Origin of the sequence: Cellulomonas sp. C5510 (assembly GCF_019797765.1) — a bacterium.
Taxonomy (GTDB): Bacteria; Actinomycetota; Actinomycetes; order Actinomycetales; family Cellulomonadaceae; genus Cellulomonas.
Genome location: NZ_CP081862.1, coordinates 2,935,862 through 2,958,631 on the forward strand (window position 1 = coordinate 2,935,862; position 22,770 = coordinate 2,958,631).

Below are 22,770 nucleotides of genomic sequence, written 5' to 3' on the forward strand. Positions count from 1 at the left end.
CCCCGTCGTCAAGGCAAGGGGGCGATCCACCGTGGTCGACCAGTCAGCCATCCCCGTCGCGACCCACCCGGCGCCCACGCTCGAGCAGGTCGCCGAACGCGCCGGCGTGTCCCGCTCCACCGCCTCGCGCGCCATCAACGGCGGCCTGCGGGTCTCGCCGGAGGCCATGGAGTCCGTCGCGGCGGCCGTCGCGGACCTCGGGTACACGCCGAACCGCGCGGCGCGCTCGCTCGTGACCCGCCGCACCGACTCCGTCGCCCTGGTGGTCCCGGAGCCCGACGAGCGCGTGCTGTCCGACCCGTTCTTCGCGGGCGTGCTCAACGGCGTCTCCTCGGCGCTCGCCGACTCCGACCTGCAGCTCCTGCTGCTCATCGCCCGGCCCGGCGACTCCGCGCGGACCATCCGCTACCTGCGAGCCGGGCACGTCGACGGAGCGATCGTCGTCTCCCACCACCGCGACGACTCGATCGACCGCGCGCTGCAGGACTCGCAGCTGCCGAACGTGTTCATCGGCCGGCCGCTGACCGAGCGACGCTCGGCGTTCGTCGACACCGACAACGTCCGCGGCGGCAGGATCGCCACGGAGCACCTGATCGCGCTCGGCCGCCGGCGCATCGGGACCATCACCGGCCCGGCCGACATGTCCGCCGGGCTCGACCGCCTCGCGGGCTGGCGCCAGGCGCTCGCCGCCGCGGGGCTGCCAGCGGACGCGATGGTCAGCGGCGACTTCACGATCGAGGGCGGTGCCGCCGGTGCACGCGAGCTGCTCGCCCGGTACCCCGACGTCGACGCCGTCTTCGTGGCGTCCGACCTCATGGCCGCGGGCGCGCTGCCCGTGCTGGCGGAGCTCGGGCGCGACGTGCCCGGCGACGTCGCGATCGTGGGCTACGACAACTCGGGGCTCGCCTCGACCACGAAGCCGAACCTGACGACGGTGGTGCAGCCGGTCATCGCGATGGCGCGCGCCGCGGGCGAGGAGCTGGTGGCGCAGCTGCACGGGCGCCCCGCACGCACGGAGCCGCTGATCTTCGCACCGGAGCTGGTGGTCCGCGGCTCGGCCTGACGCGGGCTCGGGGCCTCGAGCCGCGAGGGGGGGGGGGGGGGGGGGGGGGGGGGGGGGGGGGGGGGGGGGGGGGGGGGGGGGGGGGGGCGGGGCGCCCCCCCCCCGCCCCCCCCCCTCGTCCGTCGCCCTAGCGCGTCGGGTCGATGTGCCCGAACCGGTGCCGGGTCCGGCTCACCGCCTGCTCGCGCACGACCGTCATGAGCTCCCGGCGCCCGCTCGCGAGCACCGGGCCGTCGAGCACCGTGACCTCCCCGGTGCGGGCCACTGCCGCCTCGCGCAGCCCGGGCGCCGTGCCGACCACGCGCACCCGGCCGGTCACGGCCCCGGAGGCGACCCGGGCGGCGAACGCCTCGTCCGGCTCGTCCGCGGCGCGGCTGACCGTCGCCCCGACGCCCGCCGTGCGCGCGGCGGTGAGCACCCGGCGCACGTCGCGCTCGCGCGCGTCCGCCGCGACGCGGACGGTCAGGTGCGGCACGGGGCGGTAGCGCAGCGTGTTCTCCTCGGCGGCCAGGCCGGACGGGTCGTGGGACGCCCCGAACTCGGACGCCCACCAGCGGGCGTCGTCCTGCTGCGCCCACGCCACCCAGGCGTCGTCGTCCAGCGCGGCGACGTCCGGCGCGTCGGACCAGGTGCCCAGCTGCGCCACGTACGAGGGGCCACCGGCCTTCGCACCCGGGCCGACCACCGAGGCCTTCCAGCCGCCGAACGGCTGCCGCTGCACGACCGCGCCGGTGATGTGCCGGTTGACGTACGCGTTGCCGACCTCCACCCGGTCGAGCCAGTGCGCGATCTCGTCCTCGTCGAGCGAGTGCAGACCCCCGGTCAGCCCGAGCGCGACGGCGTTCTGCACCTCGACGGCCTCGTCGAGGGTGTCGACGCGGATGACGCCGAGCACCGGGCCGAAGCACTCCGTCAGGTGGAACCACGAGCCGGGCCGCACACCGTGCTTCACGCCGGGCGTCCAGAGCCGGCCCTCGTCGTCCAGCCGTCGGGGCTGCACGAGCCAGCCCTCGCCCTCGTCCAGCGTCGTGAGGGCGCGCAGCAGCTTGCCCGATGCCGGCTCGACGAGCGGACCCATGGTGGTGCCGAGGTCGTCGGCCCACCCGACGTGCAGCGACGCCACGGCGTCCGCGAGCTGCCGGCGCAGCCGGTCGGAGGTGCCCGCGGACCCGACGAGGATCGCCAGCGACGCCGCCGAGCACTTCTGGCCGGCGTGGCCGAAGGCGGACCGGACGAGGTCGGCCACCGCGAGGTCCACGTCGGCGGACGGTGTGATGACCAGGGCGTTCTTGCCGGACGTCTCGGCCAGCACGTCGAGGTCGGGTCGCCAGCCGGCGAACAGCCGGGCGGTCTCCAGCGACCCGGTCAGCACCACGCGGGCGACGTCCGGGTGGGTGACCAGGTGCCGGCCCACGTCCCCCTCCGGGGACAGCACCACCTGGAGCGCGGGCTCGGTGACCCCGGCGGCGTCGAGCGCGGTCTGCACGGCGGCCATCGCGACCCGCACGCAGCGCGGCGTCTGCGGGGCCGGCTTGACCAGCACGGGCGACCCGGCCGCGAGCGCGGCGAGCGTCGACCCGACGGGGATGGCCACCGGGAAGTTCCACGGCGGGGTGACGACGGTGACGCCGTCCGGGCGGAACACCGCCCCGGGGACGCGGCCGTCGGCGAGGTCCTCCGCCCGGTCGGCGTAGTACCGGGCGAAGTCGACGGCCTCGCTGACCTCGGGGTCGGCCTCCGCGACGGTCTTGCCGCCCTCGTGCACCATCGTGGCGACCAGGTCGCCTCGGGCGGCCTCGAGCGCGTCGGCCGCGCGGCGCAGCACGGCGGCGCGCTCGGCGGGCGGCCGCGCGGACCACGCCGGGGCGGCGGCCACGGCCCGGGCGACCACCGCGTCGACGTCCGCCGTCGTCGCGACCTCGACGGCCCCGGCGGGCGGCTCGACGTCGTGCGCGACGAGACGCGCCGCCCAGGCGCGGGAATCCGGGACGGCCGGGTCGGTGTCCGCGGCGTTGCGGAACTCCCCCGGGTCGGGGGCGGGGGCGTCCGCCGCGCGTGGGAGCCGCCGCGGCGTCACGTCGACCGTCGCCGCGCCCGCCACGGACGCGAGGAACGCGGCCTCCTGCGACGGCATCCCGTGCGCGGCACCGGAGGCGTCGCCCTCCGCGAACAGCGCGTGCAGGAAGTTCTGGTGCGCGGCGTTCTCCTCGAGCCGCCGCACCAGGTAGGAGATCGCGACGTCGAAGTCCTGCTGCGCGACCACCGGGGTGTAGAGCAGCACCTGGCCGACGTCGCGCTGCACCGCCCGGGACTGCGCCGGGGCCATGCCCTGCAGCATCTCGACGTCGAGCGCCTCGGACACGCCCCGCTCCCCCGCCAGCAGGTGCGCGTACGCGACGTGGAACAGGTTGTGGCTCGCGACGCCGACCCGCAGCGCCCCGGTCCGGTCCGCGTCGAGCGCCGTCCGGACCAGCCGGACGTAGTGCGCGTCGACGTCGGGCTTGCCGGCGTACGGGGCCTGCGCCCAGCCGTGCAGCTCGGCCTCGACCTGCTCCATCGCGAGGTTCGCGCCCTTGACGAGGCGCACCTTGAGGCGCGCGCCCCCTGCCTCGACCCGGCGGCGGGCGATCGCGGTGACCTCCTCGAGCGCGGCGGAGGCGTCCGGCAGGTAGGCCTGCAGCACGATCCCGGCCTCGTGGTCCCGCAGCGCCGGGTCCGACACGAGCGCCTCGAACACCCGCACGGTGAGCGCGAGGTCCCGGTACTCCTCCATGTCGAGGTTGAGGAACGTCCCGTGCGCCGCGGCCGTCAGGTACAGCGGACGGAGGCGCTCGACGACGCGCCGGACGCTGCCCCCGGTGTCCCACGTCGAGAGCTGGCTCGCGACGGCCGAGACCTTCACCGAGACGTAGTCGACGTCGGGGCGCTCCACCAGCGCGGTGACGCGGCGCAGCCGGCGGGTCGCCTCGTCCTCCCCCAGCACGGCCTCCCCGAGCAGGTTGAGGTTGAGGCGGAACCCGTCGCGGCGCGCGTGGGCGATGTGCGCGCCGAGGCCCGGGCCCGCGTCGGCGACGAGGTGCCCGACGAGCTGGCGCAGCCGCACCCGGGCGGCGGGGACCACCGCGGCCGGGAGCAGCGGCGCGAGGCGCGCACCGACGCCGAGCAGCGCCCGGTCGCCCCACCCGAGGAACCCGGCCGCGTCGGCGGCGCGGTCGCCCAGCGCCGCGAGCTCCGCGGCGGCGACCCGCACGTCCTGCGGGCGGGCGACGCGGTCGACGAACCGCACCGCGAGCTCCAGGCCCACCGGGTCCGCCACGAGCGCGGCCAGCCGGCCGGTCGCCCGGCGCTCGGCGGGGGTCTCGTCCGCGGCGGTCGCGGCCATCCAGCGGTGCGCGAGGTCGACGGCCGCGCGCGTCAGGCCGTCGGACGCGAGCGGCTCCGGCGCGGGGTGCGGCGACGGGTGCTGCGACGGCGCGGAGGGCTGGGTGGTGGTCATGGCGGCATCGTCCCCGATAGTCCCGGGGACCGTCTTGCACGGATCCTGCGCGCCACGGCCCCGGATCCGTGACACGTGCGCGTCACGCGCAGCACCTACGCTCCCCCTGACATGCCGAGCCGTCCACCCCGGCCCGTGGGAGCACCCCCGGGCCCTGCCACGACCTCCCCGGCGGCCGCCGACACGGCGGCCCGGGCGCTGCTGGACGCCCTCACGCCGGCGCTCCTGCGGTTGTCCGACGACCTGACCGGGACCATGTTCTGCGCGAAGGACATCACCGGGCGCTACGTCGCGGTGAACGAGGCGTTCGTGCGCCGCACCTCCGAGAGGTCCCGTCGCGCCGTCGTCGGGCGGACCGCCGCCGAGCTGTTCCTGCCGCAGCTCGCCGAGCGCTACGACGCCCAGGACCGCGCGGTGCTTGAGACCGGCCGGTCCCTGCACCGCGAGCTCGAGCTGATCCGCCGGCCCGGCGGGGCGCCCGGCTGGTACCTGACGTCGAAGGTGCCGGTCCACGACGCCGAGGGCGAGGTGGTCGGGCTCGTCAGCGTGTCGCAGGCGCTGCGCACCGGCGACGCCGACGAGGCCACCGTCGCGGCGCTGTCCCGCGTCGCCGCGTTCGTGCGGGAGCGCCTCGCGACGCCGCCGACGGTCGCCGAGCTCGCCGCGGCCGCGGGGTGCGCGCCGTCCACGCTGGACCGCCGGGTGCGGCGCGTGTTCGCCCTCTCCCCGCAGCAGTACGTGCTGCGGGCGCGACTCGACCACGCCGCCGCGCTGCTCGGCGGCACCGACCTGCCGCTCGCCGAGGTCGCTGCGGCGTGCGGGTTCTACGACCAGGCGTCGTTCACCCGGACGTTCGGTCGCCTCGCCGGGGAGACGCCCGCGCAGTTCAGGCGCGCGGCGCGGCGCGGTCCCGCCCCCGCGCCCCGGGCGGTGCCGCCCCAGCCGTGGCCCGACGAGCCCGGCTGGGTGACGATGGAGGCATGACCGAAGCGCACACCCCCACCATCCCGACGGTGACCCTGCCGGGCGGCGAGATGCCGCTGCTCGGCCTCGGCACCTGGCAGTCCGAGGGCTCCGACGCCGAGCGCGCCGTGATCGCCGCGCTCGAGCTCGGCTACACGCACGTCGACACGGCCACCGGCTACGGCAACGAGGCGGAGGTCGGGCGCGCGCTCGCCGCCGTCGACGTGGACCGCGACGCCGTCTTCGTCACCACCAAGCTGCCGCCGGACCACGCCGGGCGCGAGCGCCAGACGCTCATGGAGTCCCTGGCGAAGCTCGGCACGGACCACCTCGACCTGTGGCTGGTGCACTGGCCGCCGAACAAGCAGGCGACCCCCGAGACCTGGGCCGCGTTCATCGCCGCGCGCGACGAGGGCCTGGTCCGGTCCATCGGCGTCTCGAACTACTCGATCGCGCAGATCGACGAGCTGATCGCCGCCACCGGCGAGGCGCCCGCCGTCAACCAGATCCCGTGGAGCCCCGGCGACTACGACGCGGACCTCGTGGCGGCGCACGCCGAGCGCGGCGTCGTCATCGAAGGCTACAGCCCGTTCAAGCGCACCGACCTGGACGACCCGGTGCTCACCTCCATCGCGGAGGCGCACGGCGTGAGCACCCGACAGGTCGTGCTGCGGTGGCACCTCGACCACGGCGTCGTCGTCATCCCGAAGTCGACCCACCCGGACCGCATCCGCCAGAACCTCGACGTCCTGACGTTCTCGCTGGACGCCGACGAGCTCGCGCGGATCGACGGCCTGGGCGGGCGGTGACCTCAGCGGCGCCGGGGCCGGGCGCGCCGGGGCCGGGCGCGCCGGGGCCGGGCGCGCCGGGGCCGGGCGCGCCCGGGAGGGGCACGCCGGACCCCGACGGGCCGGTGCCTGGCGGCCCGGACCCCGGCGCCACGCGCCGCGCCCGGCGGGCCGGGGGTTCCCGACCCGGCGGGCGGGCGCGGGCGGTGGTCGCCGCCGTCACCAGCCTCGCGCTGCTCGCCGCGTCCGTCATCGGTGCCCTCCAGCTCCAGGCGGCGCGGGACCGGGCCGCCGAGCAGCAGCGCGCGGCGGAGGCGCTGGCGCTGACCTCGCGCCTCGCTGCGGAGGAGGCCGACTTCCTGTCCGACCGGCGCGCGACCGCCCTTGCGGACGCCGCGACGCGCTCCGAGCAGGCCGCGCGGGCCGCACGCGAGCAGGCCGCCGCCGAGCAGGCCGAGGCCGAGGCGCGCGCCGCCGCGGAGGCGCAGGCGGCCGCCGACGCGGAGGCCGCGGCACAGGCGGACGCGGAGGCCCGGGCCGCGGCGGACGCGCGCGCGGCGCAGGAGGTGCAGGCCGGGTCCGCGGCCTCGGGCGCACCGCCCGGCGCCCCCACGCACCCGCGCATCGCCGGCTGGGTGGACGGTCGACCCGTCGACGCCGACGGCAACGTGCTGTGGGTGACGTCCGTGCCCACGGCGGACGGCGACGGCTCCAACGGGCACATGCCCGCGAGCGCGATGTGCGTCATCCCCTGGGGCACCGACCAGCTCGGCTTCGCCCAGTACCTGCGCTGCGACGCCGCGGACGCGCTGACGGCGCTGAACGACGCGTTCCGGGCGCAGTTCGGGGCGCCGCTCGACCTGGACCTCACGTACCGGTCCTACGACGACCAGGTCGCGATGAAGGCGGCGTTCGGCGGGCTGGCGGCGGCACCCGGGACCTCCTCGCACGGACTGGGCACCGCGCTGGACGTCCAGGAGTGGCCCGACACGTACGGCTTCGGGACCGCCCGGTACGACTGGCTCGTCGCGAACGGCCCGGCGTACGGGTGGTACGCGCCGGAGCGGGTCCGCGAGGGGCAGCCCTACGCCGAGTACTGGCACTTCGAGTACGGGCCGGGCCGCACGTCCTGACCTCGCTGGCGGGTCCGTCCGCGGGCGCCCGGCCGTCGCGCGTGTGGCACAGTGTCCGGGACCCGGCGGTCCTCCGCGGGGGCGGCGACGAGGCCGCGCCCGGGCCGTCGGACCGGATGCCCAGGAGGCGCCTGCATGTCCGCACCAGTGTCCGGGTCCGCCCCGTCGCCCACCCCCGCGACGACCGCGACCCCGCGCACGTCCCCGCTCACCACCGCGCTGGCGCAGCTCTCGTCCGCCGTCGAGCTGCTCGGCTACGACGACGGCATGCACCAGATGCTCGCCACCCCACGGCGCGAGCTGCACGTCGCCGTCCCGCTGCGCCGCGACGACGGCCGGATCGAGCTGGTGTCCGGCTACCGCGTCCAGCACAACATCTCCCGCGGGCCGGGCAAGGGCGGCCTGCGGTACGCCCCGGGCGTCGACATCGAGGAGGTCCGCGCCCTCGCGATGTGGATGACGTGGAAGTGCGCGGTCGTCGAGCTGCCCTACGGCGGGGCGAAGGGCGGCGTCGCGATCGACCCGCGCGGCTGCTCCACCGCCGAGCTCGAGCGGCTGACGCGGCGCTACACCTCCGAGGTGATGCCGATCATCGGACCGGAGCGGGACATCATGGCGCCCGACGTCGGCACCACGGAGCAGACGATGTCCTGGGTGATGGACACGTACTCGGTGAACTCGGGGTACACGATCCCGGCCGTCGTGACCGGCAAGCCGCTCGCCGTCGGAGGCTCCCTCGGGCGCGCGACCGCGACGTCGCGGGGTGTCGTCCACGTCACCGCCGCCGCGCTCGCCGACGCCGGCACCGACCTGTCCGAGGTCACCGCCGCGGTGCAGGGCTTCGGCAAGGTCGGGTCCCACGCCGCCCGGTTCCTCGCGGAGGGCGGTGCGCGCGTCGTCGCGGTCAGCGACCAGTACGGCGGCGTGCACGCCCCCGGCGGGCTCGACCTCGCGGCGCTCACGGCGCACGTGGCCGAGACCGGGTCCGTCGTCGGGTTCCCCGGCGGCGACCCCGTCGGCAACGCGGAGCTGCTCGGGCTCGACGTCGACGTCCTCATCCCGGCCGCCGTGGAGGACGTGCTCGACGAGGACACCGCGCGCACCGTCAAGGCGCGCTGGGTCGTCGAGGGCGCCAACGGCCCCACGACCAGCGCCGGCGACCGCGTGCTCGCGGAGCGCGGGATCACCGTCGTGCCGGACATCCTCGCGAACGCCGGCGGCGTCGTGGTGTCCTACTTCGAGTGGGTGCAGGCGCAGCAGGCGTACTGGTGGACCGAGCGCGAGATCGAGGACCGGCTCGAGCAGCGCATGCGCGCCTCGTACGCGTCGGTCGCCCAGCGGGCCCGGGCGGACGGCATCACCCTGCGCGACGCCGCGCTCGTCATCGGGGTCCGACGGGTCGCGGAGGCGCACCGGCTCCGCGGGCTGTACCCGTGACGGCGGCGCGGTCGGCGGCCTGACCGCTCGGTCGCCGACCGGCCCACCGGACCACCGCGTCGTCGCCGTGGCCCACCCGAACCCCCGACCCGTCGCAGCGGCGCACCCGTTCCTCCGGCCCGTCGGAGGCTCCCAGCGCGTTCGGAGGGGTCCGCGCGTCCTCGGAGGTGCCCGCAGAGACCTCCGAGCCCGCGCGCACTCCTCCGATACCCGTCGGAGCCTCCGACGGGCGGATGGTGCAGGGCGACGGTCGAGCGGGTCGGGGAAGCCTCGGCCGCCCGGCCGCGTTGGCCCCGGTGTGAGCACCGACCACGCCGTCCCGCTGTCCGTCCTCGACCTCGCGCCCGTCGGCACCGGCCGCACGAGCGCCGACGCCCTCGCCGACTCCACGACTCTCGCCCGAGCGGCCGACCGGCTCGGCTACCGGCGGTTCTGGGTCGCGGAGCACCACAGCATGCCCGCGGTCGCGTCGACGTCGCCCGCGGTGCTGCTGGCGCACCTCGCCGCGTCGACCGAGCGGATCCGCGTCGGCAGCGGGGGCGTCATGCTGCCGAACCACCCGGCGCTGGTGGTCGCGGAGCAGTTCGCGATGCTCGAGGCCCTGCACCCCGGCCGCGTCGACCTCGGGATCGGGCGAGCACCCGGAGCCGACCCCGTGACCGCCGCCGCGCTGCGCCGCACGGTGGACGGGCTCGGTGCCGAGGACTTCCCGGCCGAGCTGCTGGACGTGCTCGCACTGCTCGGGCAGCTCCCCGAGGGCCGCGCCGCGAGCGCCACCGCCTCCCGCCTGACCGCCACACCCGCCGCCGTCGGGACGCCCGAGGTGTGGCTGCTCGGGTCGTCGACGTTCAGCGCGCAGCTCGCCGGGGAGCTCGGCCTGCCGTTCTCCTACGCCCACCACTTCGGCACCGGCATCACGACGCAGGCCGCCGAGGTGTACCGCTCGGCGTTCCGCCCGTCCGCCGTGCTCGACGCCCCGCACCTCATGGTGTCGGCGTCGGTCCTCGTCGCCGAGTCGCAGGAGCGCGCCGCCTGGCTCGCCGGACCGAGCAAGGTGATGGCCCTGCGGCTGCGCAGCCGTGGGGCGCTCGCGCCGATCGAGACGCCCGAGGACGCTGCCGCGATGCTCGACGCCCTCGACCCCGAGCAGGCCCGGGACTTCTTCTCCCGCGTGCCCGGGACGCAGCACGCGACCACGGCCGACCGCGCGGTCGCCGCGCTGCGCGAGCTCGTCGCCCGCACCGGTGCCGACGAGCTGATCATCACCGCCACCACCCACGACGTCGCCGACCGCGTCGCCACCCTGGAGGCCCTCGCCGCCGCCTGGTGACCGGCTCGGTCCGGGGCCGGCCGCTCTCCCGTCGGAGGCTCCGACGGGCATCGGTGGTCGACGCGCGGGATCGGAGGCCTCCGCGGACACCTCCGATCCCACGCGCACCCCTCCGAACACGGTCGGAGCCTCCGACGGGACAGGAGAGGGGCGCGACACCGGAAGCCCGAGCCGGGTCCGCCACGCGATCGCCCCGACAGCGCCCGCCGGCCGCCGCCCTCGGAGGCTCCGACGGGCATCGGTGGTCGACGCGTGGGATCGGAGGCCTCCGCGGACACCCCCGATCCCACGCGCACCCCTCCGAACACCGTGGGAGCCTCCGAACGCCGCGCGGGAGGCTCCGAGCGGCGCGGGAGGTTCCGAGCGGCGCGGGGGACTCCGCCGGGGGTGGGGGCAGACGTTCGCGGGGTGCGCGGCGGGGTGGGGGTGCCATCATCGGTGGCATGGACGACGTCGTCGGGCGCACGTGGCAGTTCGTGGAGGTCGCGGGGGTGCCGGTGCCGCCGGGCGAGCCGCACCGGTCGCGGCCGGCGCTGACGTTCGCCGGGGACGGGCAGGTCTACGGCACGGGCGGCGTGAACCGGCTGCGCGGGACCTGGTCCTGGGAGGACGGCACGCTCACGTTCGGGCCGGTGGTGACGACGCTGATGGCCGGCACCCCGGAGCACACCGCCCGGGAGCGGGTGGTGCTGGAGCTGCTCGGCGCACCGCTGCGTGCGCGGGTCGACGGCGACGCGCTCGTGCTCACGGACCCGGACGGGCGGGTCAGCCGCCTGCTGCCCGCCCCGCCCGGGGAGTCCGAGGTCTGAGGCCCCGGGGACGCCGTCCGCGTCAGTCGCGCGGCTGCCGCTCCGCCCACTCGGCGAGCTCGACGCGCGGGCCGGTGTAGAACGGCACCTCCTCGCGGACGTGCCGGCGGGCGCCGGTGTTCCGCAGGTCGCGCATGAGGTCGACGATGCGGTGGAGCTCGTCGGCCTCGAACCCGAGGATCCACTCGTAGTCGCCCAGCGCGAACGACGACAGCGTGTTCGCGCGGACGTCCGCGTAGTCGCGGGCGGCGTGCCCGTGCTCGCGCAGCAGCTCGCGGCGCTCGGCGTCAGGCAGCAGGTACCACTCGTAGGACCGCACGAACGGGTACACGCACAGGTAGGCGCGCGGCTCCTCGCCCGCGAGGAACGCCGGGACGTGCCCGCGGTTGAACTCGGCGGGCCGGTGCATCGCGGCCACCGACCACACGGGCAGCAGGTGCTCGCCGAGACCGCTGGCGCGCAGCCGGTGGAACGCGTCCTGCACGGCCTCGATCGTCGGGGCGTACCACCACACCATGAGGTCCGCGTCGGCGCGCAGGCCGGCGACGTCGTACCAGCCGCGGACGACGAGCCCCTCGGGGGCGTCCGGCCCGGTCAGGGCGTCGAGCGCTTCGGCGACCAGCCGCTCGCGCACGTCGGGGTCGGCGGGCAGGGCCGACGCCGTCTCGAACACCGCGTACATGGCGTAGTGGATCGAGCGGTTGATCTCGTCCGCGACCTCGGGGGTGTGCCCGCCGACCGGGGGCGTGGTGCTGGTCATCGTCCTGCTGCTCCTTCGCTGCCGTGCTGCTGCTGGGGCCCGGGCTGCTCGGCCCGCGGCTCGTCCGATCCGGACACCGCGGGGATGCCGGTGTCGACGCCGGCGCGCTGGAAGCAGCAGCCGACGGCGCACCGGTCGGGCCACGCGTCCAGGGCGCCGACGGTGACGCGCTCGGGCTGCTCGCCGCGCTCGGCGGCCGCGCGCTCGACCATGAGGTCGACGAGCCCGGCGACGAACGGCGCCCGCGTGGACGCCGACCCGGCGCGCACCGCGGTGACGCCGAGGTCGCGGGCGGTCGCCATGGCCTCGGTGTCGAGGTCGTAGGCGACCTCCATGTGGTCGGACACGAACCCGATCGGCGACATGACGACGCCGGTGACGCCGGCCGCGGCGCGCTCGGTCAGCACGTCGTTGATGTCGGGCTCGAGCCACGGCTGCGACGGCGGCCCGGACCGGGAGCAGAACGCGAGGCTCCACGAGGGCTCGACGCCGAGCTCGGCGGCGACGAGCGCGGCGACCTGCGTGCACGCGTCCTCGTGCTGCGCGACGTAGCCGGGGCGGGCGGCGGCGGAGCCGGCCTCCATGGCGAGCGGGATGGAGTGCGTGACGAACAGCAGCGGGGCGTCGGCGACGACGTCCGCGACCGGCCGGCCGGTGCGCTCGGCGAGCTCGCCGAACGCCTCGACGACGGCGTCGGCGTTCGCCCGGACGAAGCCGGGGTGGTTGAAGTAGTGCCGCAGCTTGTCGACGCGGACGCCCGCGACGGCCTCCGCTTCGGCCGGCACGGGGTCGGCGCCGGCGACGCCCGCGAGCGCCGCCGCGACGTGCTCGCGGTACTGCCGGCACCCGGAGTACGACCCGTAGGCCGACGTGACGAGGGCCAGCACCCGGCCGGCGCCGCGCCCGCGCAGGTCCGCCAGGGCGCCCTCGGTGTACGGCTCCCAGTTCCGGTTGCCCCACACCAGCGGCACGTCGAGGCCGCGGGCGTCCATCTCGGCCCGCAGCGCGGCGAGCAGGGCGCGGTTCTGGTCGTTGATGGGGCTCCGCCCGCCGAACAGGGCGTAGTGGCGGCTGACCTCGACGAGCCGCTCCTCCGGGATGCCCTTGCCGCGCGTCACGTTGCGCATGAACGGCAGGACGTCCTCGGGCTTCTCCGGGCCGCCGAACGAGAGCAGAATCACCGCGTCGTACGGGGCGAGAGACGACGCCGTCAGGGTGGGGGCAGACACCGCTCCATGATCCCATCGACCCCGCGCGCGCTGCGGCCCGGCGGCGGCCGGACGGGGCGTGACGTTGTCACGACGCCCCGTCAGATCAGCCCTTCACCGCCCCGCCGAGCCCGGCCCCGCGCAGGAACAGCCGCTGGAACGCCAGGAACAGCAGCACGGGGATCAGCGTCGAGATGGCGAGCGCCGCCATGAGCACGCCGAGGTCGGTGGTGGCCTGCAGGGACGGCAGCCGCACGGACAACGGCTGGATGTCGGGGTCGCGCAGCACGAGCAGCGGCCACAGGAAGTCCTTCCACGACGCGATGACCGCGAACACCGACACCACGCCGAGGATGGGCCGGCTCATCGGCAGCACGATCGACCGGAACAGCCGGAACGGTCCGGCGCCGTCGACGCGCGCCGCCTCGAACACCTCCCGCGGCAGGGAGTCGAAGAACCGCTGCACCAGCAGCACGTTGAAGGCGCTGGCCCCCGCGGGCAGCCACACCGCCCAGTACGAGTTCATCAGCGACCGGCCGAGCACCGGCGGGTCGAGGATCACCAGGTACAGCGGCACGAGCAGCACGACGGCGGGCACGAACAGCGTGGCCAGCACGGCCCCCTGCACGAGCCGGGCGTACCGCGGCCGCAGCACGGACAGCAGGTAGCCGCCGGTGGTGGCGACGAGGATCTGGCTCGCCCACGACCCGGCCGCGATGACGACCGTGTTGAGGAAGTACCGGCTGACCTGCACGTCGTTCCACGCCGCGCCGAGGTTCTCCCACGCGACGCCGTGCGGGAAGACGGCGAGCGGCGTGCGCAGGATGTCCTGCGTCGGGGTGACCGCGAACTTCGCGAGCAGCACCAGCGGGCCGAGGCCGCACAGCACGAGCAGCGCGAGCAGGACGCCGTGCGACAGCCGCATCGAGCGGCGCACCACCGGGCGGCGCCAGTCCGCGGGCGAGAGCGCGCCGCGGTCCTCCTCGTCGCGGGGGCGGCGGCGCCGGCCCGGGACGCCGGGGCGGGCCGGCACGGGGTCGCCGGCCGGTGGCACCGCGATCGCCGGCGTCGCGCCGCCGGCCGGGGTCGTCGAGGTCGTCATGACTGGCTCCAGGACCGGGTGAGGCGGAAGTACACGACGGACAGCACGGCCAGCACGACCGCGAGCATGAGGCTCAGCGCGGTCGCCGCGCCGTAGTCCCCGCCGAGGCTCTGCCCGAACGCGTAGCGGTAGACCAGCAGCAGCACGGTGATCGTGGCGTTCGCGGGGCCGCCGTCCGTGAACAGGTACGGCTCGAGGAACACCTGCGCGGTCCCGATGATCTGCAGGATGAACGTGATGAGCAGGACGCCGCGCAGCTGCGGCATCGTCACGTGCCAGATCTTGCGCCACACGGACGCCCCGTCGACCTCGGCGGCGTCGTACAGCTCGCCGGGCACGGACGTCAGCGCGGCCAGGTAGATGATGATCGTGCCGCCGGCGCCCGCCCACGTGGCCTCCAGCACGAGCGACGGCATCGCCCAGGACGCGTCCTGCAGCCACGGGACCGGGCCGAGGCCGACCCAGCCGAGCATCGTGTTGAACACGCCCTCGGGCCGCGCGTCGAAGAAGAACTTCCACAGCAGCACGGCGACGACGGGCGGCACGACGACCGGCAGGTACGCGAGGGCGCTGAACAGCCCCTTGGCGCGCCGGACCTCGCTCATGAGCACGGCCGCGAGCAGCGGGACCGGGTAGCCGAACAGCAGCGCGAGGACCGCGAACCACAGCGTGTTCGTCACGGCGGTCGCGAGCAGCGGGTCGGCCAGCACCGTGCGGAAGTTCTCGAGCCCGACCCAGGCCGTCGTGACGAGGTTGGTCTCCTGGAGGCTCATCACGACCGCGCGGCCGATCGGCAGCCAGGAGAACAGCCCGAACACCACGAGGACGGGCAGCGCGAACACGAGCGTGCTCGCGCCGCCGCGGCGGACCCAGGCGGCGGGGGTCCGCCGCGCCTGGGTCCGCCGGGTGGTCCGCCGGGTGGTGCGGGCCCCGTGAGGGAGGGACGTCACGTCAGCCCGCGTTCTTGTCGAGGATCGCCTGGACGGAGGCGTTCGCGTCCGCCAGGAGCTGGTCGATGTCGGCGTCCTCGTCGGTCAGCACCGCCTGCACCACGGTGTCGAGCGCGCCGTACAGCTCCTGGGTGGAGCCGGACGGCTCCGGGATCAGCGGCTGGTCGAAGATGACGTCGGTGAACCCGGTCATCTGGTCGAGCGGCACGTTGACGAGGTCCGCGATCCACTCCTGGGAGTGGTCGTACTGCTCCTGGCTGAAGATGGGCAGCACGGGCGTGCCGACCGGCTGGCCGGAGGCGACGAGCGTCTCGGCGTCCTTGACGGCGGCGTCCTGGTCGGTCAGCTTGCGCAGGTAGTAGAAGTCGATCCACTTCACGGCGGCGGACTTCTGCGCGTCGGAGGCCGACGTGCTCACCGCGGCCAGCGTGCCGCCGCCCAGCACACCCGCGTCGTCACCCTCGAGCGGGACGGCGGTCAGGCCGTAGTCGTCGGGGTTGATCGCGTTGGTCTGCACCAGGGAGGTGTAGACGTCCGACCCGGACGTGTACATGCCGATCTGCCCGGCCGCGAACGCCTGGTTGATGGACGACCAGTCGAGCAGGAAGTTCGCGCCCATGGAGCTGTCCTCCCAGCGCAGGTCGTGCAGGTACTCCAGGGCGGCCTTCGTGCCGTCGTTGTCGAGCGTGGCGGTGTAGGTCCCGTCGTCGTTCGTCGTCTCGACGCGACCGCCGCGGGCGTACGTCGCGACGGTGAGCTGCCAGCCGCCGGTGTTGTTCTGCGTCATGGTCGCGTAGCCCGCCTGGCCGGTCGCGTCGGCGATCGCCTTCGCGTCGGCGCGGACCTCGTCCCAGGTGGTCGGCGGGTCGTCCGGGTCCAGCCCGGCCTGCTCGAACAGCGCGCGGTTGTAGTGCAGGCCGATGCCGTAGACCGACTTCGCGGGGATCGCGTAGACCTTGCCGTCCGCGCCCGTGCCCGCGTCCAGGACGTTCGGGTTGAAGTCGCCGGCGTACGGCAGCTCCCGGAACTGCGCGTCGATGTCGGCGAGCTGGCCGTTCTCGATCAGCGTCTTGCCGTCGGTGAACGGGATCTCGAACACGTCGGGCAGCGTCCCGCCGGCGAGCTGGGCGGCGAACGTCGTCGCCTTCCACTCGTACTCCTCCGGCTGGATGTCGATGTCCGGGTTGGCCGCCTCGAACTGCGCGACCTGCTCGTCGAAGGCGTCGAACGCCTCCTGCTCCGAGCCGGGCAGCAGGGAGACGACGCGCAGGACGGTCTTCCCGCCGGCGCTCTCGCCGTCGCCGGCGTCGTCGGAGCCGCTGCTGCACGCGGCCAGCAGGGTGAAGGACAGCGCGCCGCTCAGGGCGATCGCGGTGGTGCGTGAGGACCTCATCGTCACTCCTCGTGTCGGGTGGTGCGGGGATGGGCGGTCGTGCGGGTGGGTCGGGGGTCGGGTCGGGTGGGAGGTCGGGCCGGGCAGGGGTCAGGACGCGGCGCGGAGCCACACGGCGGTGTCGGGCGGCAGCGCGGCGGCGTCCGCGCGGTCCGCCACGCCCGCCACGCCCGCCACACCCGCGCTCCCCGTGCCGTCGGACGCGAGCAGCACGCCCGCGTGCTCGGGCAGCGGGACGGGGCGGGCGGACAGGTTGACGACGCAGAGCACGTCGCCGCGGCTGAAGGCCAGCACGCCCGGGTCGGCGTCCAGCCACCGCAGCTCCCCGTCGCCCAGGCAGGGCTCGGCCCGCCGGAGCGCGAGGGTCGCGCGGTACAGGGCGAGCATCGACGTCGGGTCGGCCTGCTGCGCCTCGACGGTGAGTGCCGCCCAGGACGCGGGCTGCGGCAGCCACGGCTGGCCCGTCCCGGGGCCGAAGCCGAACGGCGGCCGGTCGCCGGCCCAGGGCAGCGGGACCCGGCAGCCGTCGCGCCCGGGGTCGACGCCGCCGGAGCGCTCGTGCATCGGGTCCTGCACCGCACCCGGAGGCAGGTCCTCGACCTCGGGCAGCCCGAGCTCGTCGCCCTGGTAGACGTACAGCGACCCGGGCAGCGCCGCCGTGAGCAGCGCGGCGGCGCGGGCCCGCCGGGTGCCGAGCGCGAGGTCCGTCGGGGTACCGGCGCGCTTGGTGGCGAAGCTGAACGCCGAGTCCGCGCGCCCGTACCGGGTCACGGGGCGCGTGACGTCGTGGTTCGACAGCACCCAGGTGGCCGGCGCGCCGACCTCCCGGTGCGCGGCGAGCGTCCGGTCGACCGACGCCCGCAGCGCCGCGGCGTCCCACGGCTGCGTCATGACGTCGAAGTTGAAGGCGGTGTGCATCTCGTCGGGGCGCAGGTACGCCGCGAACCGGGCCGTGTCCTCGAGCCACACCTCGCCCACCAGCACGCGGGTGCCGGCGTAGGAGTCGGCGACCTTGCGCCACGCCCGGTAGACCTCGTGCAGCTCGTCGCGGTCGACGTGCGGGTGCGTCCCGGGGGCCGGCGCGGTCCCCTCGGCCGGGAGCTCCGGCAGTGCCGGGTCCTTGACCAGCAGCGCCGCGGAGTCGATGCGGATGCCGGCGACCCCGCGGTCGAACCAGAACCGCAGCACGTCCTCGTGCTCGGCCCACACGTCGGGGTGCGTCCAGTTGAGGTCCGGCTGCTGGGGCGCGAACAGGTGCAGGTACCACTCCCCCGGCGTGCCGTCCGCGTCGGTGGTGCGCGTCCACGTCGACCCGCCGAAGCTCGACACCCAGTGCGTCGGGATCCCGTCGCCGTCGGGGCCCGTGCCGGGGTGGAACCAGAACCGCTCCCGCTCGGGCGACCCCGGGCCCGCGGCCAGCGCGGCGCGGAACCACGGGTGCTGGTCCGAGACGTGGTTCGGGACCACGTCGACGATCGTGCGGATGCCGAGCGCGAGCGCGTCCGCGATCAGCGCCTCGGCCTCCTGGAGGGTGCCGAAGGCCGGGTCGATCGCCCGGTAGTCCGCGACGTCGTACCCGCCGTCGGCCAGCGGCGACACGTACCAGGGCGTGAACCACAGCGCGTCGACCCCGAGGTCCGCCAGGTACGGCAGCCGGCTGCGGACGCCCGCCAGGTCCCCGGTGCCGTCCCCGTCGCCGTCCGCGAAGGAGCGCGGGTAGACCTCGTAGATCACCGCGTCGCGCCACCAGGTGGGGTCGTCGGTCGGGGGGTGCACCACGTCGTGCCTCGTTCTCGCCGGCCGCGGGGTCGAGCTGCGGCATCTCCGTCCGCGACCGTCGTCGGCCGCGCAGCAGGGACACTAAATCCTGCAACACGTTGCGCGCAAGAACTCGACAGGAGCGTTATCAAAACGCGACCGTCGTCCGGGCATCGGCGTTCCGGGGTGTGACGAGCGCGACGCGGCCGGGCCGGAGGGCGCGCGGGGAGGCGCGACGACGGCACCCGCCCCGTGCAGGGCAGGGCGGGTGCGGGTGCGAGAGCGAGCGCGGGTACGGGCGGGGCGGACGCTCGGGCGGCCCGGCGCGGGCGGGCTCAGGCCACGCGGGCGGCCCCGGCGCGGGAGGCACGGGGCTCCCGGACAGCCCCGGCGCGGGCGACGCAGGCCACCCGGACAGCCCCGGCGCCGCGTCCGCTCAGGCCCCGGGCGCCGGCCCCGTGCTGCCGCGCACCACCAGCTCCGGCTCGAACAGCAGCTCGTCCGTCGACACCGGGTGCCCGCCGATCTGCCCCACGAGCAGGTCGATCGCGGCGCGCCCCATGGGCTCGATGGGCTGCCGCACGGTGGTGAGCGGCGGCTCCGTGCAGTTCATGAACAGCGAGTCGTCGTACCCGACCACCGACACGTCGTCCGGGACGCGCCGCCCCGCGCGCCGGGCCGCACGGATGGCCCCGAGCGCGAGCGGGTCGGAGGCGCACACCAGCCCGGTCACGCCCTGGCGCAGCAGCCGGGTCGCGGCCGCCTGCCCGGCCTCGAGGGAGTACGCGCTGCGGGCCACGACGTCGTCGTCGAGCGTCAGGCCGAGCCGCTCGGCCGCGGCGCGCGCGGCGTGCAGCTTGCGCTCGGACGGCACGTGGTCGACGGGCCCGAGCACCAGGCCGATGCGGGTGTGGCCGAGGGACGCGAGGTGCCCGACGGCCTGCTCGACCGCCACCTCGTCGTCGCAGGACACACGCGGGAACGGCAGCTCCTCGATGGCCGCGTTGATGAGCACGACGGGAAGCCCGCGGTCGACGAGCAGGCCGTAGTGGTCGTGGTCGGCCCCGCGCTGCGCGAAGTTGCCGCCGGCGAACACGATGCCCGACACCTGCTGCGCGAGCAGCAGGTCGACGTAGTCGGCCTCGGACACCCCGCCCGCCGTCTGCGTGCACAGCACGGGCGTGTAGCCCTGCTGCGCGAGCGCGCCGCCGACGACCTCGGCGAACGCGGGGAAGATCGGGTTCTGGAGCTCGGGGAGCACGAGGCCCACGAGGCGGGCGCGCTCGCCGCGGAGCTTCGTCGGCCGCTCGTAGCCGAGCACGTCGAGGGCGGTGAGGACGGCCTGGCGCGTCTGCTCGGAGACCCCCGTCCGGCCGTTGAGCACGCGGCTCACCGTCGCCTCGGACACCCCGACCTTCTGCGCGACCTCCGCCAGCCTGCCAGCCATGAGCGCAAGTCTACGACGTGATCACGCAAGCCGCTTGCACGAGCCTGACCGACGCGGCGCCGCGTCAGGCGGTCGCCGCAGGGGCGAGCGTCCGCAGGTGCTCGGCGAGCTGCCCGGCCCACGCGCGCACCGCGTCGAAGTCCCGGTGGTCGCCCTCCTTCGCGCGCGCACCGGCGATGAGGGCCCGCTCGGCGAACGCCAGCTCGCTGCGCAGCAGCCGGCCCGCGAACGCCCGGTGACCCAGCGCCCCGACGTCCTGCATGAGCGCCAGCAGCTCGTGGGGGCTGTTCGCGGACGCTGCGGGCTGCGTGGCGAGACCCGACGAGAACACCCACACCACCCGGCGCCGGAGGTCCGGGGCGAACCGGGACCCGAAGTCACGGGCGGCGGGAAGCCAGTGCGCGGTGTACACGGCCGAGCCGAGCACGACGGCGTCGTACGGCGTCACGTCCACGACCTCGTCCGGCGCCGCCTCGTCGACGGAGTGCCCGTCGGCCCGCAGCACGTCCGCGACCGCCGAGCCGATCTCCGCGGTGGCGCCGTGGCGCGAGGCCACCGTCACCAGGATCCTCATCGCTCTGCCCTCCACGGCTGGTCCTCCGGCGATCCGGCGCGGGGCCCCCTGCCCACGCCCCTGATCGCCTGCTCCATGGTCGGCGGCGCCTGCGCGGAAGTCGTGGGCCGGAGGTCCCCCCGGTCCGGCTCGACGGGTGTGACCAGCGTCATCACGAGATGGTGGGACGACCGGGAGCCTCACGGTCCAGGTCCGGGATCGCCGGCTGGGCGCCCCGCAGCGCCCCGGCGACGCGCGTCAGCTCCGCGAGGTCCTCAGCCGGGAGGGCACCACCCACGTAGTGCGCGATCGCCTGCACGTGCCGGCGGCCGACCTCCCGCTGCAGCGCGGCGCCGGCCTCGGTGAGCGCCACGACCACGCCCCGCCGGTCCCCGGGGGCGGGCGCCCGACGCACCCACCCGGCCTCCTCCAGCCGTTCCACCATGCGGCTGAGGCTCGGCTGGCTGAGCAGGCTGGACTCGCCGAGGTCCCGCAGGCGCAGACCGTCCGGCGCGGTGCTCAACGTGAAGAGCACGTCGTACTCGCGCAGCGAGATGCGGTCCCAGATGGGGTCGCGCTGGAGCCTGCGCATGATGGCCACCTGCGCCCGGAACAGCTCCTCCCACGCGGTCGCCGCCGCCCCGTCCGCCCCGACCCTCGGGTCCGTACCGGCCCGCTCCGCCTGCTCGATCACGCGCGCTCCCCGCTCGGTCCATGCGTCTGCATACACCTGCCCAACCGCGCGGCGCCCGCCCCTGTTCCCGCCCCGGGGCTGCGCGTGGGGATCCCGTCGCGCCGGGCGGCGCACGTCCGGGGGCCGGGCGGGCGGGGGGCGGAGGGGCGCGGCTACGCTGACGGGATGCAGAACGACGGGGTGCGCTCGACGTACGTGCTGGTCGACGGCGAGAACATCGATGCGACGCTCGGGTCGTCGATCCTCAACGGCCGCCCGACGCCGGAGCAGCGCCCGCGGTGGGAGCGGGTGCTGGACTTCGCGCAGCGCACCTGGGGACGGCCCACGAAGGGGCTGTTCTTCCTCAACGCCACCAGCGGCACGCTGCCGATGTCGTTCGTGCAGGCGCTGCTCGCCATCGGCTTCCAGCCGATCCCCCTGGCCGGCGAGGGCAAGGTCGTCGACATCGGCATCAAGCGGACGCTGGAGGCGCTCGCCGGCCGGGACGGCGACGTGATGCTGGCGTCGCACGACGGAGACTTCGCCCCGGAGGTCGAGGCGCTGCTCGGCACCGACCGCCGCGTCGGGCTGCTGGCGTTCCGGGAGTTCACCAGCACGTCGCTGGCCCACCTGGCCGACCGCGGGCTGGAGGCGTTCGACCTGGAGTCCGACGTGCGGGCGTTCAACGTCACGCTCCCCCGCCTGCGGATCATCCCGCTCGACGAGTTCGACCCGCTGCGCTACCTCTGAGCCGCCCCGCGGACGACGCGCCGGCCCCCGCCCGAGGAGGACCCCCTGCCACCGAGCCGGACCGCCGCGCACGACCGGACCGTCCCGGACGGCGAGCGCGTGCTGGTGCTGCTGCGCGCCGTGAACGTCGGCGGCGCCTCGGCACTGCCCATGGCGGACCTGCGCGCCGCCGCGGGCGCACTGGGCCACGGCGACGTCGCCACGCACCTCGCGACGGGCAACCTGCTGCTCGTGCCCGCGGCCGGGTCGCCCAGGACGACGGGCGCGCTGGCGGAGCGGCTCGCCGTCGACCTGTCCGGACGGCTGGGCCGGCCGCTCGCCCTGACGGTGCGCACCCGGGAGCAGGTCGACGCGGTGGTGGCGGCGAACCCCTACCCGGAGGCCGCCGAGTCGGACCCCTCCCACCTGCTCGTGGTGTTCCTCGACGGCCCCGCCGCCGCGGACGGACCCGCCGACCTCGCGCGGTACGGCCGCGAGCGCGCGACGTGGCTGGGGAGCGCCGGCTACGTGCACTACCCCGACGGGATCGGCCGCTCGAAGGTCACGGCACGTGTGCTCGACCGGCTCGCGGGCCGCTCGGGCACGGGCCGCAGCTGGCGGACCGTGCTCGCTCTGCGCGACCGGCTCGCGGGCTGACGCCGCCGCCCACCACGCGGCCGCGGTCGGTACCGTGGGCGGCATGACGACGCTGTTCACCCGCATCATCGACGGCGAGCTCCCGGGCCGGTTCGTCTGGGCCGACGACCGCGCGGTGGCGTTCGCGACGATCGCGCCGATCTCCGACGGTCACGTGCTCGTGGTGCCCCGCGAGGAGGTCGCCCAGCTCACCGACGCCGACGACGACCTGCTGGCGCACCTGGTCAGCGTCGCCAAGACCGTCGGGCGGGCGCAGCAGGCAGCCTGGGACGCCCCCCGCGCGGCGCTCCTGGTGGCGGGGTTCGAGGTGCCGCACCTGCACCTGCACGTGCTGCCCGCCTGGGGCGAGGCCGAGCTGAGCTTCTCCGCCGCGCGGCACGATGTGCCGGACGCGGAGCTCGATGCCGCGGCCGAGCGCCTGCGGGAGGCACTCCGGGCCGCTGGCCACGCGGCGCACGTGCCGGCCTCGCTCACCTCCTCCGCGCTCTGACCCCGGTGCCCGCGAGACACCCGGTCGCCGG

20 protein-coding genes are annotated in these 22,770 nt (G+C 75.9%); 10 read left to right on the forward strand and 10 right to left on the reverse strand.

Features of this window, described 5'->3' with window-relative positions; translation table 11 throughout:
- Positions 1-31: 31 nt before the first annotated feature.
- The gene (locus tag K5O09_RS13475; RefSeq protein WP_222170012.1) at positions 32-1,063 is read left to right on the forward strand and encodes a LacI family DNA-binding transcriptional regulator; all 1,032 of its coding nucleotides are present in this window, start codon (positions 32-34) and stop codon (positions 1,061-1,063) included.
- Positions 1,064-1,190: 127 nt separating this feature from the next.
- Here the strand turns inward: K5O09_RS13475 and K5O09_RS13480 are convergent, their stop codons facing one another.
- A complete protein-coding gene (locus K5O09_RS13480; protein ID WP_222170013.1) occupies positions 1,191-4,559 on the reverse strand; it encodes a bifunctional proline dehydrogenase/L-glutamate gamma-semialdehyde dehydrogenase in 3,369 nt (1,122 codons plus the stop codon).
- 135 nt (positions 4,560-4,694) lie between these two features.
- Here K5O09_RS13480 and K5O09_RS13485 point away from each other — a divergent pair, with 135 nt between their 5' ends.
- From K5O09_RS13485 to K5O09_RS13510, 6 genes are all read left to right on the forward strand, one after another.
- Positions 4,695-5,543 (forward strand): AraC family transcriptional regulator, encoded by an 849-nt coding sequence (locus K5O09_RS13485; protein WP_255595447.1) that lies wholly within the window; start codon positions 4,695-4,697, stop codon positions 5,541-5,543.
- A complete protein-coding gene (locus K5O09_RS13490) occupies positions 5,540-6,331 on the forward strand; it encodes an aldo/keto reductase (RefSeq protein ID WP_222170015.1) in 792 nt (263 codons plus the stop codon). Before K5O09_RS13485 ends, K5O09_RS13490 begins: the two co-directional genes overlap by 4 nt.
- Positions 6,332-6,516: 185 nt before the next feature.
- Positions 6,517-7,443 (forward strand): D-alanyl-D-alanine carboxypeptidase family protein, encoded by a 927-nt coding sequence (locus K5O09_RS19250; protein ID WP_255595450.1) that lies wholly within the window; start codon positions 6,517-6,519, stop codon positions 7,441-7,443.
- A 135-nt stretch (positions 7,444-7,578) separates the two neighbouring features.
- Positions 7,579-8,880 carry a Glu/Leu/Phe/Val dehydrogenase gene (locus K5O09_RS13500; RefSeq protein ID WP_222170016.1) on the forward strand — a complete coding sequence of 434 codons (1,302 nt, stop codon included), beginning with the start codon at positions 7,579-7,581 and terminating at the stop codon, positions 8,878-8,880.
- A gap of 298 nt (positions 8,881-9,178) precedes the next feature.
- Positions 9,179-10,210 (forward strand): LLM class flavin-dependent oxidoreductase, encoded by a 1,032-nt coding sequence (locus K5O09_RS13505; protein ID WP_222170017.1) that lies wholly within the window; start codon positions 9,179-9,181, stop codon positions 10,208-10,210.
- 443 nt (positions 10,211-10,653) lie between these two features.
- Positions 10,654-11,019 carry an META domain-containing protein gene (locus K5O09_RS13510; protein WP_222170018.1) on the forward strand — a complete coding sequence of 122 codons (366 nt, stop codon included), beginning with the start codon at positions 10,654-10,656 and terminating at the stop codon, positions 11,017-11,019.
- Between the two features lie 22 nt (positions 11,020-11,041).
- Here K5O09_RS13510 and hemQ read toward each other — a convergent pair whose 3' ends face one another.
- The 9 genes from hemQ to K5O09_RS13555 all read right to left on the reverse strand — a co-directional run bounded on the left by hemQ (position 11,042) and on the right by K5O09_RS13555 (position 20,884).
- Positions 11,042-11,779 (reverse strand): hydrogen peroxide-dependent heme synthase, encoded by a 738-nt coding sequence (gene hemQ, locus K5O09_RS13515; protein ID WP_222170019.1) that lies wholly within the window; start codon positions 11,777-11,779, stop codon positions 11,042-11,044.
- Positions 11,776-13,008, reverse strand: coding sequence for a ferrochelatase (locus K5O09_RS13520; RefSeq protein ID WP_222170020.1), 1,233 nt, complete (start codon positions 13,006-13,008; stop codon positions 11,776-11,778). Before K5O09_RS13520 ends, hemQ begins: the two co-directional genes overlap by 4 nt.
- Before the next feature lie 85 nt (positions 13,009-13,093).
- Complete coding sequence (locus K5O09_RS13525; RefSeq protein WP_222170021.1) at positions 13,094-14,089, reverse strand: carbohydrate ABC transporter permease; 996 nt, start codon at positions 14,087-14,089, stop codon at positions 13,094-13,096.
- Positions 14,086-15,039: a carbohydrate ABC transporter permease gene (locus K5O09_RS13530; RefSeq protein ID WP_222170022.1), complete on the reverse strand. Its 954-nt coding sequence runs from the start codon at positions 15,037-15,039 to the stop codon at positions 14,086-14,088. The genes K5O09_RS13525 and K5O09_RS13530 overlap by 4 nt, the downstream gene beginning before the upstream one ends.
- Position 15,040: 1 nt before the next feature.
- The gene (locus K5O09_RS13535; RefSeq protein WP_222170023.1) at positions 15,041-16,432 is read right to left on the reverse strand and encodes an ABC transporter substrate-binding protein; all 1,392 of its coding nucleotides are present in this window, start codon (positions 16,430-16,432) and stop codon (positions 15,041-15,043) included.
- Positions 16,433-16,522: 90 nt separating this feature from the next.
- Positions 16,523-18,211, reverse strand: a complete 1,689-nt coding sequence (locus tag K5O09_RS13540; RefSeq protein WP_222170024.1) for an alpha-amylase family glycosyl hydrolase — start codon at positions 18,209-18,211, stop codon at positions 16,523-16,525.
- Positions 18,212-18,626: 415 nt separating this feature from the next.
- Complete coding sequence (locus K5O09_RS13545; protein ID WP_222170025.1) at positions 18,627-19,637, reverse strand: LacI family DNA-binding transcriptional regulator; 1,011 nt, start codon at positions 19,635-19,637, stop codon at positions 18,627-18,629.
- 64 nt (positions 19,638-19,701) lie between these two features.
- Positions 19,702-20,226, reverse strand: a complete 525-nt coding sequence (locus K5O09_RS13550; protein ID WP_255595466.1) for a flavodoxin domain-containing protein — start codon at positions 20,224-20,226, stop codon at positions 19,702-19,704.
- Between the two features lie 136 nt (positions 20,227-20,362).
- Positions 20,363-20,884 (reverse strand): MarR family winged helix-turn-helix transcriptional regulator, encoded by a 522-nt coding sequence (locus K5O09_RS13555; protein WP_255595468.1) that lies wholly within the window; start codon positions 20,882-20,884, stop codon positions 20,363-20,365.
- Positions 20,885-21,049: 165 nt separating this feature from the next.
- On the opposite strand from K5O09_RS13555, the gene K5O09_RS13560 reads away from it, so the two are divergent.
- The 3 genes from K5O09_RS13560 (at position 21,050) to K5O09_RS13570 (ending at position 22,739) form a co-directional block, all read left to right on the forward strand.
- Positions 21,050-21,613 carry an NYN domain-containing protein gene (locus K5O09_RS13560; RefSeq protein ID WP_222170026.1) on the forward strand — a complete coding sequence of 188 codons (564 nt, stop codon included), beginning with the start codon at positions 21,050-21,052 and terminating at the stop codon, positions 21,611-21,613.
- Positions 21,614-21,712: 99 nt separating this feature from the next.
- Complete coding sequence (locus K5O09_RS13565; protein WP_222170027.1) at positions 21,713-22,249, forward strand: DUF1697 domain-containing protein; 537 nt, start codon at positions 21,713-21,715, stop codon at positions 22,247-22,249.
- Positions 22,250-22,292: 43 nt separating this feature from the next.
- Complete coding sequence (locus K5O09_RS13570; protein WP_222170028.1) at positions 22,293-22,739, forward strand: HIT family protein; 447 nt, start codon at positions 22,293-22,295, stop codon at positions 22,737-22,739.
- Positions 22,740-22,770 lie beyond the last annotated feature (31 nt).